Source organism: Rhizobium sp. CCGE 510 (assembly GCF_000292525.1).
Taxonomy (GTDB): domain Bacteria; phylum Pseudomonadota; class Alphaproteobacteria; order Rhizobiales; family Rhizobiaceae; genus Rhizobium.
Window position 1 is genome coordinate 158,291 of the sequence record NZ_AEYF01000026.1, and the last position, 12,340, is coordinate 170,630.

A 12,340-nucleotide genomic window follows, 5' to 3' on the forward strand; every position below is an offset into this window, starting at 1 on the left:
TCAGCCGATCCTCTTTCGGGTGCTGCGCGCTGCAAGCGCGAACATGATGGCGCCGATCGTCAGCATCACGCCGATCGCCTGTGCAAACATCGGCCAGATATCGCCGGCGAGAAACACCGTCTGCAGGCTGGGGATCAGGTAGCGCGCCGGCACGATGAAGGTGGCCCACTGGATCACCGTCGGCATGGAATTGATCTCGAACAGGAAGCCCGACAGCAGGAAGGCCGGTAGGAAGGCCGAGATCAGCGCCAGTTGCGAGGCTAGGAACTGGTTCTTCGTTGCCGTCGAGATCAGCAGGCCCTGGCCGAGTGCCGGGATCAGGAAGGCAGCCGAAAGCGCGTAGAGCGCTGCGACGGAGCCGCGGAACGGCACGCCGAAGAGGAAGACTGCAAGCAGCACGCAGAGCGTCATCGAAGTGAGGCCAAGCAGGAAATAGGGCAGGATCTTGCCGATGAGCAATTCAACCGCCGTTACCGGCGTCGCCATCATCGCCTCCATGGTGCCGCGCTCCCATTCGCGGGCGACGACGAGCGAGGTCAGAAGCGTGCCGACCAGCGTCATGACGATGGCGATCGAACCGGGCACGAGGAAATTGCGGCTGGTGAGCTCAGGATTGAACCAGAAGCGCTGCTCGACCGAGATGGCGGGATGGGAGGAGACGACGTCCGCCTGCCTCTGCCGCTCCCAGTTGGCGACGGCGCCCTGCGCGTAATTCTGCACGAAGTTCGCCGTATTCGGGTCGGAGCCGTCGACGATCACCTGGATATCGGGACGGTTGCCGGCGATATAGTCCGTGGTGAAATCGGCTGGAATGACGACGATGCCGCGCACCTTGCCGAGCACGAGATCTTCCTCGAACAGGCGCCGGTCGCGGCCGACGGCGACTTGGAAATAATGCGACGCCTGGAAACTTGCCGACAGATCCTGTGTCAGCGGCGTCATCTCCTCGGTTACAAGGCCGATGCGGGTGCGGGTGGTGTCGAGCGAGACGCCGTAGCCGAAGAGAAAGAGCAGGATCAGCGGCAGCACGAAGGCGATGAGGATGCTGCTCGGATCGCGGATCGCCTGGTAACTTTCCTTGCGCACCAGGGCTGAAAGACGCCGAATCCGGCCAAGTTTGGGTTCATGAGGGGAAGCGCTCATGCGGCATCCTCCGCTTCCGATTGCCGCACCAGGGCGATGAAGGCGTCCTCCATCGTCGGGTCGGGCAAATCTTTGCTTGCCACGCGAGCCTTCAACTCATCGGGCGAGCCGAGTGCGATCGAGCGGCCGCGATAAATCAGCGAGATGCGGTCGCAATACTCAGCCTCGTCCATGAAGTGGGTGGTGACGAGCACGGTAACGCCTTTTTCCACGAGCGCATTGATATGCGTCCAGAATTCGCGCCGGGTGATCGGATCGACGCCGGAGGTCGGCTCGTCGAGGAAAAGGGCACGCGGCTCGTGCATGACGGCGCAGGCAAGCGCCAGGCGCTGCTTTAGCCCGAGCGGCAGGTCCTTGGCGGGCTTGCGGGCGTGACGGCCGAAATCGAAGATGCCGAGCATCAGTTCGATGCGCTCGCGCTTGTGCTGGCCGCGAAGGCCATAGACGCCGGCGAAGAATTCGAGGTTCTGGATGACGGTGAGGTCACCGTAGAGCGAGAATTTCTGCGCCATGTAACCAAGCTGGTTACGAGCTTCGGCAGCATCGCGGCGAAGATCGAAACCGGCGACCCGGCCTTCGCCGCCGGTCGGCTTCAGCAGGCCGCAGAGCATCTTGAAGGTGGTGGACTTGCCGGCGCCGTTCGGGCCGAGCAGGCCGAAGATCTCGCCGCGGCGGATATCGAAGCTGATATCGTCGGCAGCGGTGAAATCGCCGAAACGTTTGGTCAGGCCTTTGGCCTCGATGACCGGCCGGTCGCCTTCAGCCTTCAGCGGTTCCTGCGCTTCCGCCAGCCTGGAGCGGCCGCCAGGCCCGCCGCCCAGCATGTCGACGAAGGCATCCTCGAAGCGGGGCGGGGCGGGGGCGAGCGTTGCGCCATCGCCGGCCGATCCGATATCTGGTTTCTGATCCTTGGCGGCGACGAGGCGGATCGCCTCGCCTTGGATCACGCCGTCGATGACGCCATCTGCCTGCAGAAGCCCGGCAAGCACTTGCCGGCGGCGCCCCGATATGCCCGAAACGCGGAAGACCCGATCGCTGACGCGGCCGGTCATGTCAGCCGGTTTTCCCGAAAACAGCAGTTTTCCCTGGTTCAAGAGCAGCACGTGGTCGCAGGCCTCAGCCTCATCCAGATAGGCAGTGGACCAGAGCACGCCGATGCCTTCCTTGGTCAGGTTTTCGACCATCTTCCAGAGGTCACGACGCGAGATCGGATCGACGCCGACGCCCGGCTCGTCGAGCAACAGCAGGCGCGGCTTCTTCAAAAGCGCACAGGCAAGACCGAGCTTCTGCCTCATGCCGCCGGAGAGTTTTCCGGCAAGCCTGCCGGTAAAGCGCTTGAGATCGGTGAAGGTCAGCAGTTCGTCGAAGGCGCTGGCGCGTTCGCTCTTCGGCAGGCCGCGCAGATCGGCATAGAGATCGAGGTTTTCCTGCACCGACAGGTCCTCATAGAGGCCGAAGCGCTGCGGCATGTAACCGATGGCCGCCTGGATGCCGGCGGCATTCTTGCTCGTGTCGAAGCCGAGAACTTCCACCGTTCCGGTATCAGGCAGCATCAGGCCGGTCATCAGCCGGATCAGTGTCGTCTTGCCGGCGCCGTCTGGACCGACGAGGCCGGTGATCGCACCGCCGCCGATGACGCCGGAGACGGCGTCGAGGGCAGGGGGTGCATCGCCGAAGCGCTTGGTGACGCCGTCGATCCGGACGAGCGGCTTGTCGTCCCGGCCGGGTTCGACGGTCATTGTCCGCCCGCCGCAGGCGTCGGAAGCCGCACGGTGACCGGCATGCCCTGGCGCAGATCCGGGCCGGGCTGGTCGATGACGATCCTCAGGCGATAGACGAGATCGGTTCTGAGCTCCGGCGTCTCCACCGATTTCGGGGTGAATTCGGCGACCGGCGAGATGAAGCCGATCGTGCCTTCATAGGGCTTGTCCGGCGCCGTGTCGGAGGCGACGGAAACCTTCATGCTGGGGTGAAGGCGGCCGAGATCGGGTTCGGCGATATAGCTGCGCACCCAGACTGGTTTGGTCAGGGACAATACGAAGACGGTGTCGGCCGGCGAGACGATCGCACCATTTTCCCGCACACGTGAGAGGATGACGCCATCGTTCGGGGCGCGAAGCTCGGTATCTGCAAGCGAGGTGCGGGCCGAGGCAAGGCTCGCCTCGGCAGCCTTCACCTGCGCGTCGGCGGCGGCGATATCTTCGACGCGCGAACCTTCCTGCAGCAACTTCAGCGCCTCGCCGGCGGAATCGGAGCGGGCGGCGGCCATGGCCCTTGCGGCGGTCGCCTGGTCAAGACTCGCCTCGGAAATCGTGCCCTGCGGACGAAGCTGGCGGGCGCGGTCATAGGCGAGGTTGGCGTTTTCGAGATCTGCCAGGCTTTCATCATAGGCGGCGCGCGCCTGGGCGATCTCTGTCGGGCGCGGGCCGGCCTTCAGCTTGTCGAGCGTTGCGCGAAGAGCTGCGGCATTGGCTTCGCCAGAGCGGACGGCAAATTCATAGGGTGCGGCATCGAGCTTGGCCAGAACCGTTCCGCTCTTGACGACATCGCCCTCGTCGACGTGAAGTTCGGAAAGGCGACCGCTGACACGGAAGCCGAGTGAGACCTGGCGGATATCGACATTGCCGTAAAGGACAAATTCGCGGCGGGCTTCGGGCAGCCAGCCGAGTTTTTCGGGCAGGCCGTACCACCAGGCGGCGCCCGCCGCAACGAGGAGAAGGAGGGCGAGGGGAAGGATGCGTTTCATGCTGCGCCTGCCTTCGACGGGGCGAGCACATCGACCAGTTCAGCGGCGAGGCCGCGCAAGGTTTGCACCTGTTCCGGGCCGACGGCGTCCCATTCCATCTGGGTAAGCACGGCCGCATGGGTGACGCGAAAGACGAGGATGCTGCCGATAAGGGTGAAGGTGCGCAGGCGCACATGTTCCGAGGCGGGATCCTCACGCAGGATGACGCCGATCAGCCGCCGGCTCATCTCGATCATCGGCCGCATGATGCCCTGATAGACCCTTGCGAAGGCTTCGGTCGGCTCCATTTGCTCGCGGATCAGGAAGCGCGCCCAGGATTCGGATTCCTTGCCGACGAAAAGCGTCACCATTGTCTGGAGAATGTCTGCGAGGAAGCGACGGGCTTCGGTTTCGCCGAGTGGTTTTCCAGCGGCATCGAGCGTCATAAGATGTGTGCCGATGCGCGCCCTCATGTCACCGACATGCATATCGATGCGGGCCATCAGATACTCGGCGGTGGCGATGTAGAGGCCTTCCTTGCTGCCGAAATAATAGGGGATCGCCTGCAGGTTGACGCCGGCCGCCTCGGTGAGCTGACGTGTCGAGGCGCCATCGAAGCCGTAACGGCCGAAGACGTCGAGGGCAGCGGAAAGCATCTTCTGGCGTGCGATCTCGGCGCGGGCGGATGCTGGCGGAGTTTGGGCGTCGCGTTCCTGGTTCATAACGGCCTTATAACGCCGGATCCATAATAAGTCAATCGATTGATATATTTCTTGTCAGGCTCAATGTATCTGGAGATTTCAGTTGCCTGCGGTAACCTTCGGCAAAAAAGCAAAGAGGCCCGTGGCGAACGGACCTCTGAGGGTTCTCAAGATGGAAGAGAAACCAAGCCTTGGGGTTGGCTGCTTGGCTGCTAACAGGCGGCGATGCGCCATCGCAAATTTTCGCGACACGAATGTGTCTGGCGCCACGCATTTAGGGAAGAAATGGCCGGCTCTTTTTTACTGTTTTTGCGATCATTTTTTGACACAAATCTGCCTTGCTCTTTCAGTATCGCCGAGGAGATGCGTATTCAAATTTATATCATTGCGCTGCTCCTGAGCGCCATCATGTGGTCGATCTCGTTCGATGCGGCGCGTGAATCCTATCATGCTGCGCAAAGTGCGGGATTGATGCCGAACCTGCATATCAACAAGCGGCTGGATCGCGTTCTTTAGAGCGATCTGCGTCCAAATCATCGGCATATTTGCCGACGTCGCATTCCCGGCCATGCGGGTCCGTGAACCTATTTTCCTGGTGAGTGCCGAGCCCTTCCAGAGAAAATCAAATTTCGTAAAATTTGACTGATCTACTTAAAAGCCCTGCAAATACTGATGTGTAGAGTGGCCTCATGAAAGCGACCGAAGCGTGGACAGACGCAGCGATCGTTTGGAGACGGGCGAAGCGAAGCCCGCCGATCCGCAAACGGGGACTTCGACATGCATAAAATTCTTGCTGCCATGGCTTTGACTTTGACCATCACCGGCGCTGCCGGCCCGGCGCTCGCCATCGGCCCCGCCAGCCTTGGCCGCGATCTGATGTACACCTCTGCCATCGGCCATTCGCCCGAAATTCCGTTGACGACACGCGCCGGTTTCGTGCGCCCGGCGGTGCCTTTCGTCCTGCGCAGCCCTGCTCAAATCGAGGGCGAGGATTATCAGCTCAAGGCCTATTCGCAGAAGCTGACCGTTGTCGTCGACTATGTGTTTTCGAAGGCGGTCGACGCGGTGCAGGCGGTGACGTTTCTGCGCTGATTCCGGGTCACAGAAAGTACTTTCGGTTCGGCGTTGGGGATAATCTAAGCGTCGAGCTCAGCTCGCGCATCGAGATACCAGTCGACGAAAGCCTTGACGCCGACTTTCAAGGTCGTATCCGGCTTGTAACCCGTCAGCGCAACGAGCAGATCCGGGGCTGCGAATGTGCGCGGCACGTCACCCTTTTGCATTGCCAGCATCTTGCGGATGGCGGGACGGCCGAGCGCCTTCTCGACCGTTTCGACGAAATCCATCAGGCTGACCGGCTGGCCGCCGCCAATATTGACGACCCGAAAGGGCGCCTGGCGCGAAAGCGTTTCGATAGCCACGTTGTCCAGACGGTTGTCCTCGCCAGGGGCGATTGCCGACAGCCTGACGATCGCTTCAACGAGATCGTCGATATAGGTGAAGTCACGGCTCATCTTGCCTTCGCCGTAAATCTCGATCGGCTGGTCTTCGAGCATGTTCTTGGTGAATTTGAACAGTGCCATGTCGGGCCGGCCCCACGGACCATAAACGGTGAAGAAGCGAAAGGCCGTTGTCGGAATCTTGTGCAGATGGGCATAACTGTGCGCCATCAGCTCCATCGATTTCTTCGTCGCTGCGTAGATGGTCAGCGGCTCATCGGCGCGATCGGTCTCATGAAAGGGGACGGTTGCATTGGCGCCATAGATCGATGATGTCGAGGCCAGCATCAGGTGACGGATTTCGACGCGCCGCGCGATTTCCATGATGTTCCACGAGCCTTCGACGTTCGAACGAAGATAGGCCTCAGGATTCTCAAGACTATAGCGCACGCCGGCCTGTGCGGCGAGGTGGATCAGGATGTCGGGCTTGGCCGCCAGAACAGCGGCTTCCAGAGCTGGCCGGTCCTCGAGCATTGATATGACGGGTGTGAAGGTCGGAAACTGGGAGAGCGCCGCATGACGCATCTCCTTGAGCTTGACATTGTAATAGGGAGTGAGGCCGTCGAAGCCTGTGACCTCATGCCCTTCCTGCAGCAGACGCCTGGCCAGATGAAAGCCGATAAAGCCGGCGGTTCCGGTAATGAAGTAGCGCATTCCCACCTTCTCTCGGCTTTCTGCCGACGGCAAAAAGCCGATTCCCTATGACGTGACCCCTTACAGGATAAGAAGAGGCCGAGTCGATAGTTCTTTGAAAGAGAGGGCGGCGGCCCTCGCTGCGGTCGTCGGCCTATTTACCGGCTGCCCTGCCGAATGACGGAAAGGTCGTCGATATCATCTGAAGGCCAGCGGCTGGCCATAACATGCAGGCCAGTATGCTGCATTGCAACATACTGGCCTGCATGTTATGGCCAGCCGCTCGGCTGCAAGCAGGTCAGGATCGATGAGAGAGATAATTTATTGGGTTCTCTGTGCGTTTCTGACCGTTGCGATCGCGATCGTGTCTCTACGCTTTGTCACGAACTTCTGGCTACTGTCCTTTCTCTACAGCTTTCAGGTCCATTTCGGCGTCCTCTTTGTTGCCGCCAGCCTTATCATTCTGGCTGTCAGGAGACAGATCTACGGCTTCGTCCTTCTGTTTGCCTCGCTTCTTCTCATCTTGCATGGCGTCATCGCGCTGCGCGAGTTTTCGCAGGATGACAGGGGCACGGACAGGCCGCCACTTTTTCGGCTAATGTCGTTCAATATCGCGATCGACAACTGGAAGAACTCGACTGCAATCACCGACATGGTGATCGCTTCAAATGCCGATGTCGTCAATTTGCTCGAAGCCAAGCCGCTGACGTTCCACCTGCAGCAATTGTTCAAAGCCTATCCCTATCACATCGGCTGCGAAACCGGGAAGGACACGTGCGATACGCTGGTGCTGTCCAAACGCCCATTCGTCAGCCGACAGGTCGCAAGCATGGGCAGTCTCCGGAAAAACAGGCTGGTTATATCGAGTGTCGACTTCGGCGGCGAAACCATCAATCTGGTTTCGGCGCACCTGACAAAACCGTATTTCGACGATTTCCAGATGGCTGAATTGCAAGATCTCGCCAAAACGCTTGGATCAATCGACGGTCCTCTGGTGCTGTCGGGCGATTTCAACTCCTCGGTGATCGCCCCGAGCATCCAGGGTTTCCTGCGCGACCAGAAGCTGAAAACGATCGTGCCGGAACCGGCAACATGGCCGGTCGGCGCCGGCTTGCTCGGGATCGCCATCGATCACATATTTGCGCGCGCGCCGCTTCATCTGACATCGCTGAAACGTCTCGATGACAGTCTTGGCTCGAACCATTCAGGCCTGATCGCCGAATTTGTCCTCGACACGGGCAGCGAAACCATACCGGCAAAATAAGCTTGCCGGCCAAAGTTAAAATTTCGTTCTGCCGCCTTTCTTGTCGATCATCTGAAACTTCTCGCCGTCGGTCTTCACGTTGACGCAGTCGGTCGACTTGTTCGGAAACCGGACGCACACTTGGCCATTTGTGATCTTATAGCCATTGGCGTTTCCCTTGCGATATTCGTAACCGTTGCTGCTTTCTTTCAGCTCCGACGTGCCCGGCAGGTGCTCGCGAATTTCAGCTTCGCTTGCGGTTCGCATCTTTGCGGTTTCGGCAAACGCCATTGCGGGTACCATGATTGAAAGAAATCCGGCGAGGGCGGGCAAGATGCGCATCAGGGAGATATCTCCAGTCATGTCTTTCGGTACGGCCATTCTACGAGAATTCCGATAGCGAATTCAACAGCGATGGCGGTCGTGCCGGAAAAGCGGCCAATTGTTTGGACGCCGCCACCGCTTTGGCTGCGATGCTACGTTCTTCCGAACTCATCGACGATGCGGATAATGTCGTCCTCGCCGAGATAGGAGCCCGTCTGCACCTCGATCAGTTCGAGGAGGATCTTGCCGGGGTTGGCGAGGCGATGGACTTCGCCGAGAGGAATATAGACGCTCTCGTTCTCGCGCAGCATCCGCACGGTCTCTCCGACCGTCACCTCAGCGGTTCCCTTGACGACGACCCAGTGTTCGGAACGATGGTGGTGTTTTTGGAGCGAAAGCTTCTTGCCCGGCGTGACGAAGATGCGCTTCACCTGAAAGCGATCGCCATTGAAGATGGAGGTGTAGCCGCCCCACGGCCGGTAGGATGTCGGGTGGGTTTCGGTGAATTTCGCGGTCGCGGACGAGGAGGCCAGCATCTTGACCAATTGCCCGACATTCTGGCTGTCTTTGAGCGGTCCGACATAGACGGCGTCCTCGCTGGCAATGACGGCGACATCCTCCATGCCCTGGACGGCAAGATGCACGCCGTGGGTCATGACCAGTGAGTTGCGGGTATTGACGACGGTTGTGTTTGCGGCAGCGACATTGCCGTTGTCGTCGCGGACGCCTGATTTCCAAACGGCATCCCAGCTTCCCATATCAGACCATTTGAACGACGAGGGGACGACCGCTGCCTTGGCGGTCTTTTCCATGATCGCGTAGTCGATGGAGATATCGGGGCTCTTGGCAAAATGGTCGGCGTCAAGGCGGGTAAAGTCGAGGTCGCGGCTTGCCTTGGAGACGGCCTTGCTTGCCGCCTTCAGCACATCGGGGGCGTATTCCTGCATTTCGGCAATAAGTTCCGCCACCGGGAACATGAAGATGCCGGAGTTCCAGTAGAAGCCGCCGTCGGCAAGCATCTGCTCGGCCTTCTCAAGTGCCGGTTTTTCCACAAAACGGCTGACCTTGTGGGCGCCGTTTTCGAGCGCATCGCCGATTTCGATATAGCCGTAGCCGGTCGCCGGCTCGGTGGGGCTGATGCCGAAGGTTACGAGCTTGCCGTCGGCTGCGGCATCGCGAGCGATGCGGATGCAATCGAAATAGCTGTTGTCGGCGAGGATCTCGTGATCCGAGGCGAGCATCTGGATGATGGTTCCCTTGCCGAAAAGCTCAGCGGCAAGTGTTGCGGCAGCGGCCACCGCCGCGGCGGTGTTGCGGGCGACCGGTTCAAGCAGCACTGCGGCGAGCGGGACGGCGAGGGCGCGGGCTTGCTCGGCGACCAGGAAGCGAAATTCCTCATTGGTGACGACGATCGGGGCTTCATAGAGCTCCGGGTTGGAAACACGTTCGAGGGTCTCCTGAAACATGGTCTTGTTGCCGACGAACTGGATGAACTGTTTCGGGGCGGTGGCACGGGAAAGCGGCCAGAGCCGCGTGCCTTTGCCGCCGGCCATGATCACGGGAACGATTTTCTGCGTCATAGGCGGTTTCCTTGAAAAAAGCTTGTTCGTGGCACGTTAGCGGGCGTCTGCCCAGTCCGTTATTCGGGTGAGCCCTGTCTCCAGCAGAGCCAGGGCTGCGGTTTCGCTGCCGGCTTCCACGTAGCAGCGCATTTCCGGCGCATTGCCGGAGGGGCGGAAATGAATAATCCTGCCGTCTTTCAGCGTCACGCGAAGTCCGTCGATATCAGATTTCGTCGCCACCTCGCCGACCGGCTGCAGGAAGGCGACAAGATTTTCGTCGGACGCGCGCAGATGTTCCATCAGCGCCGCGCTCGTCTGCACCGGAAAATTCTCCAGGCGATCGGCGGCGGCAAAGGGCAGGCGATAGGAGGCGGCAATGGCCGAGAGCGGCTGCCTGCGGATGGCGGCGAGCGACAGCATCGCCAGCATCGGGATAAAACAGTCGCGCGTCGGCAAGGCGCGCACATTCTGGCCGTTAATATCGAAGGGCGTTGCGGTCAGCAGCCCGCCATTGGCTTCAAAGCCCATGACACGATCCCCGCCGGCCGCGACGGCCTCTTCCATGCCTGCGATGACGAAGGGCGAGCCGACCCGTGTGCGCCTGACGGCGAAAGAGCCCGCCGCCTCGATGCCGGAATTGGAGGTTACCGGTGTCACCACCGCGCCGGCGCCGAGAAAATTGGCTGCGACAAGGCCGAGAAGGTCGCCGCGCAATGGCGTGCCGGTTTCGTCCGCGACCAGCGGGCGGTCGCCGTCGCCATCGGTCGATACGATCGCATCAAACTTTTGCTCGGACACCCAGTGCTTCATCAATGTGACCGTCTCTTCGGAAACAGCTTCGGTGTCGACTGGGATAAAATTCTCCGAACGTCCGAGAGCGGTGATCTCGGCGCCGTAATGGGCGAGAACGTCAACCAGCAGGTCGCGGGCGACCGTGCTGTGCTGGTAGACGCCGATCTTCAGCCCGGATAGCGCGCCTTGCGGAAGCAGGGCAGCATTGCGTTGGAAAAAGAGCTGTCGGCAGATCGCCTCATGATCTTCGGTCTGGGCCGGCGCCTCTGCCACGGCCTCGCCTGTTCGTTCGATCTCGGCCGCCAATGCGGTGATATCAGCCTCGTCCGATTTGTCGATCTCGCCGTCCGGACGATAGAACTTGATGCCGTTGCGGTCTGCGGGAATATGCGAGCCGGTGACCATCAGACATGCAGCGTTGCTCTCGAGGCCATAGAGGGCAAGGGCGGGTGTCGGGACATTGCCGCAGTCGAGTACCCGGAAGCCGAGCGCGGTGAGTGCGCCGGCACAATTTCCCGAGATATCGGGGCTCGAATCGCGAAAATCGCGGCCGATCAGAATGGCATCGCCGACCTGCGCCTTGCCGGTCTGCAGCAGATATTTGCCGAACGCCGTCGCATAAAGCGCGGAGGCGCGTCCCTTGAGATCCACTGAAAGTCCGCGAAGGCCGCTCGTGCCGAATTTCATCTGAAGACATGTCTCCGGTTTATCATCAAGGTTCTACTCAGGCCGCCGGTCGGCGTAAATACCGAAGCCGTCATATAGTTAAACACGGACGACCGTGGCTCGGACAGCCTCTCGCAATCTTCTCTCGCCTATCCCAAAGACGTAGACCCATTGCCGAGCGGGCAGGCATTGCAGCGTAGATCGATTTTGTTAGAACCGTGTGTCCGTTGTTTCGTCATATGCGAAGGGTTTGCTGGATGAGCGATACGTCAGTCAGTCTCGAAGAGAGCTGGAAGGCTGCCTTGGCGGGAGAATTCTCGAGCCCCTACATGCAGCAACTCAAATCTTTTCTTGTCGCGCAGAAGCAGGTCGGTAAGCGGATTTTCCCCCGCGGCAGTGAATATTTCCGCGCCCTCGACCTGACGCCGATCTCAAACGTCAAGGTCGTCATTCTCGGCCAAGACCCCTATCACGGGCTGGGGCAAGCCCACGGGCTGTGCTTCAGCGTGCGGCCGGGCGTGCGCATCCCGCCCTCTCTCGTCAACATCTACAAGGAGATGCAGACGGACCTTGGCATAGCGCCGGCGCGTCACGGTTTCCTCGAACATTGGGCGAGACAGGGCGTGCTGCTGCTGAACAGCGTGCTGACCGTCGAAGAAGGGCAGGCGGCGGCCCATCAGGGCAAGGGATGGGAGCGCTTCACCGACGCTGTCATCCGGAAAGTCAACGACGAGTGCGAATCCGTGGTCTTTATGCTCTGGGGCGCCTATGCCCAGCGCAAGGCGGCCTTCGTCGATACGACACGGCATCTCGTGCTCAGGGCGCCGCATCCCTCGCCGCTTTCGGCTCATAACGGGTTTTTCGGTAGCGGGCATTTCTCAAAAGCGAATGACTTCCTGCAATCACGCGGACGCGAGCCGATCGACTGGCAATTGCCGGTCGATCCCAAAGACACCGAACTGTGAACGCGCGGTGATGTTCGTTCACTAAAAGAAGACAATGCGTTCTGGTCTATGGGTCTGTTCGCAGCGAGCTTCAGCGCGCATCTTAGC

Annotated in this window: 12 protein-coding genes; 4 read left to right on the forward strand and 8 right to left on the reverse strand. The window is 60.2% G+C overall.

All coding sequences use genetic code 11. From position 1 onward, the window contains the following. The 4 genes from RCCGE510_RS13830 to RCCGE510_RS13845 are packed head-to-tail and all read right to left on the reverse strand — an operon-like array spanning position 1 to position 4,590. Positions 1-1,143: an ABC transporter permease gene (locus RCCGE510_RS13830; protein ID WP_007630780.1), complete on the reverse strand. Its 1,143-nt coding sequence runs from the start codon at positions 1,141-1,143 to the stop codon at positions 1-3. After that, positions 1,140-2,882 carry an ATP-binding cassette domain-containing protein gene (locus RCCGE510_RS13835; RefSeq protein ID WP_007630781.1) on the reverse strand — a complete coding sequence of 581 codons (1,743 nt, stop codon included), beginning with the start codon at positions 2,880-2,882 and terminating at the stop codon, positions 1,140-1,142. The genes RCCGE510_RS13830 and RCCGE510_RS13835 overlap by 4 nt, the downstream gene beginning before the upstream one ends. Continuing rightward, positions 2,879-3,889: a secretion protein HlyD gene (hlyD, locus tag RCCGE510_RS13840; RefSeq protein WP_007630782.1), complete on the reverse strand. Its 1,011-nt coding sequence runs from the start codon at positions 3,887-3,889 to the stop codon at positions 2,879-2,881. Before hlyD ends, RCCGE510_RS13835 begins: the two co-directional genes overlap by 4 nt. Then, positions 3,886-4,590, reverse strand: a complete 705-nt coding sequence (locus RCCGE510_RS13845; RefSeq protein WP_007630783.1) for a CerR family C-terminal domain-containing protein — start codon at positions 4,588-4,590, stop codon at positions 3,886-3,888. The genes hlyD and RCCGE510_RS13845 overlap by 4 nt, the downstream gene beginning before the upstream one ends. Positions 4,591-4,854: 264 nt before the next feature. Here RCCGE510_RS13845 and RCCGE510_RS13850 point away from each other — a divergent pair, with 264 nt between their 5' ends. Together RCCGE510_RS13850 and RCCGE510_RS13855 are read left to right on the forward strand one after the other, a co-directional pair. Further along, on the forward strand, positions 4,855-5,085 hold the full coding sequence (locus RCCGE510_RS13850; RefSeq protein ID WP_007630784.1) for a hypothetical protein: 231 nt from the start codon (positions 4,855-4,857) through the stop codon (positions 5,083-5,085). A 261-nt stretch (positions 5,086-5,346) separates the two neighbouring features. Next, positions 5,347-5,661, forward strand: coding sequence for a hypothetical protein (locus tag RCCGE510_RS13855; RefSeq protein ID WP_007630785.1), 315 nt, complete (start codon positions 5,347-5,349; stop codon positions 5,659-5,661). Between the two features lie 44 nt (positions 5,662-5,705). Here the strand turns inward: RCCGE510_RS13855 and RCCGE510_RS13860 are convergent, their stop codons facing one another. Beyond that, the gene (locus tag RCCGE510_RS13860; RefSeq protein ID WP_007630786.1) at positions 5,706-6,722 is read right to left on the reverse strand and encodes an NAD-dependent epimerase/dehydratase family protein; all 1,017 of its coding nucleotides are present in this window, start codon (positions 6,720-6,722) and stop codon (positions 5,706-5,708) included. 286 nt (positions 6,723-7,008) lie between these two features. Between RCCGE510_RS13860 and RCCGE510_RS13865 the strand changes: the two genes are divergently transcribed. Then, positions 7,009-7,965 (forward strand): endonuclease/exonuclease/phosphatase family protein, encoded by a 957-nt coding sequence (locus RCCGE510_RS13865; RefSeq protein ID WP_007630788.1) that lies wholly within the window; start codon positions 7,009-7,011, stop codon positions 7,963-7,965. Positions 7,966-7,980: 15 nt separating this feature from the next. Here RCCGE510_RS13865 and RCCGE510_RS13870 read toward each other — a convergent pair whose 3' ends face one another. From RCCGE510_RS13870 to RCCGE510_RS35185, 3 genes are all read right to left on the reverse strand, one after another. Further along, the gene (locus RCCGE510_RS13870) at positions 7,981-8,286 is read right to left on the reverse strand and encodes a hypothetical protein (protein ID WP_007630789.1); all 306 of its coding nucleotides are present in this window, start codon (positions 8,284-8,286) and stop codon (positions 7,981-7,983) included. 134 nt (positions 8,287-8,420) lie between these two features. Then, positions 8,421-9,848: a mannose-1-phosphate guanylyltransferase/mannose-6-phosphate isomerase gene (locus RCCGE510_RS35180; protein WP_007630790.1), complete on the reverse strand. Its 1,428-nt coding sequence runs from the start codon at positions 9,846-9,848 to the stop codon at positions 8,421-8,423. Between the two features lie 36 nt (positions 9,849-9,884). After that, on the reverse strand, positions 9,885-11,309 hold the full coding sequence (locus tag RCCGE510_RS35185) for a phosphomannomutase (protein ID WP_007630791.1): 1,425 nt from the start codon (positions 11,307-11,309) through the stop codon (positions 9,885-9,887). Positions 11,310-11,545: 236 nt separating this feature from the next. Here RCCGE510_RS35185 and ung point away from each other — a divergent pair, with 236 nt between their 5' ends. After that, positions 11,546-12,253 (forward strand): uracil-DNA glycosylase, encoded by a 708-nt coding sequence (ung, locus tag RCCGE510_RS13885; protein ID WP_037078630.1) that lies wholly within the window; start codon positions 11,546-11,548, stop codon positions 12,251-12,253. Positions 12,254-12,340: the final 87 nt, after the last annotated feature.